Genomic DNA, 1,971 nt, shown 5'->3' with positions numbered 1-1,971 from the left:
ATATTTGTTGTTTAATAAAAATTAAAGTGCAACATTATGTAAATGAATTATATGTTTTCTGTTTTTATGTAGAAAATTGTAGAAAAACGTTGTAATTCTGTATGTTTCGTTAGGAAAACAAGATATACGGAAGTGGAAATGTATAAATGATGGAACTTTTGATTACAAGCATTGTAATGAGAAGCCAGATTACAAGACTATTAAATGATTTGTATCAAGAAATACAGACGCAACATGTTATAAACGTTGAAGAGTTAAATAAGAATAGGATAAGCAAAATATTGAAGTCCAGCCATGGTATAATTCGATAATTTTTTTTGTAAAAGAAGATGTAAAAGCTTCCGTAGGTCGTACTGATGCAAAACATTATAAAAGCTGCTACGTATTTAACAAGTAGTTTTTTGTATTTCATCCTTCGTTTTATGTAACTGGTTCCATATATTTGACGCTCCGTCTTGTAAGTGCTTACATAACGGGTGATATCTTATACAATGAAGTTGTTAAATCGAATGAGGTGGCGAAGATGAAAATGAAAAAAGCATATTTAGCGAATAGCATTGAAATAGAAAGAGGAGGAGAGATGGTATGAAAAAATCATCGGTTAATCCATGGCTTGTTGTTCTTGGCACAGTCATAGTACAAATGGGGCTTGGAACGATATATACATGGAGTTTATTCAATCAGCCCTTAGTGAGTAAATACGGTTGGAGCCTTAACTCTGTTGCTATAACTTTCTCAATTACTAGCCTTTCTTTAGCGTTTTCAACTTTGTTTGCGAGTAAATTGCAAGAAAAATGGGGACTTCGTAAACTTATTATGATAGCTGGACTAGCGTTAGGACTTGGATTAATACTTAGTTCACAAGCTTCCTCATTATTAATGCTTTATGTACTAGCAGGAGTTGTTGTAGGTTACGCAGATGGTACAGCATATATCACTTCACTATCCAATTTAATAAAGTGGTTTCCAGAGCGTAAAGGTTTAATCGCCGGTATATCTGTCTCTGCATATGGTACAGGTAGCCTAATATTTAAATACATAAACGCAATGTTGATTGATTCAGTTGGTGTATCGCAAGCGTTTATATACTGGGGTTTAATTGTTACAGCTATGATCGTGATTGGCGCTTGTTTAATCCATCAAGCTGCTGATCAAGGTGCAGTTCAGGAAACAAAAACTAAAGAATATACAACAAAAGAAATGTTAGGCACAAAACAAGTATACTTATTATTTATTATGTTATTTACATCATGTATGAGCGGCTTATACTTAATTGGTATGGTAAAAGACATCGGTGTTCAACTTGTAGGGCTTAGCGCAGCAACAGCAGCTAATGCGGTGGCTATGGTTGCAATATTCAATACATTGGGTCGTATCATTCTAGGACCGTTATCAGATAAAATCGGCCGTTTAAAAATCGTTACTGGTACTTTTGTTGCTATGGCGACTTCAGTCTTGGTTCTAAGTTTCGTAGATTTAAATTATGGTATCTACTTCGTCTGTGTAGCAAGTGTGGCGTTTTGCTTTGGTGGAAATATCACTATTTTCCCAGCTATTGTTGGTGATTTCTTCGGTATGAAAAACCATAGTAAGAACTACGGAATTGTGTATCAAGGATTTGGATTTGGAGCGCTTGCAGGTTCCTTTATCGGTGCACTTCTAGGTGGATTCAAACCAACCTTTATGGTGATCGGCGTATTATGTGTCGTGTCATTCATTATCTCAATTTTAATTCAAGCACCTAATCAGAAAAAAGAAAAAGAAGAAGAGTATCGCAGCGTAGCGTAAATATTTAAATTATCTATAACACTATGATAACTAAAAAGTCCCCTATTAAATAGGGGACTTTTTTCTGATACATAATAAAATTAGGAAAGGAAAGTGGATAACGAACCACTTTCTTTTTTTCTTCATGAACTATTTTTAATTGTTTTTCTCTACTCAGTCTTTATGATTTACATTATTTTACTA

General features: G+C 34.1%; 1 protein-coding gene. It reads left to right on the top strand.

All coding sequences use genetic code 11. The annotated features are described in order from the left end of the window. The first annotated feature begins 585 nt into the window (after positions 1-585). Complete coding sequence (locus V7038_RS29125) at positions 586-1,788, top strand: L-lactate MFS transporter (RefSeq protein ID WP_335696064.1); 1,203 nt, start codon at positions 586-588, stop codon at positions 1,786-1,788. Positions 1,789-1,971: the final 183 nt, after the last annotated feature.

It is taken from the genome of Bacillus sp. JJ783 (assembly GCF_036963225.1).
GTDB classification, from domain to species: Bacteria; Bacillota; Bacilli; order Bacillales; family Bacillaceae_G; genus Bacillus_A; species Bacillus_A cereus_U.
Note: the sequence above shows the minus strand (reverse complement) of the source record. Positions and strands in the feature narration are given on the sequence as shown.

Excerpts from the sequence above, each read along its gene's own strand:
- V7038_RS29125 (WP_335696064.1), top strand. The coding sequence starts at position 586 with ATGAAAAAATCATCGGTTAATCCATGGCTTGTTGTTCTTGGCACAGTC.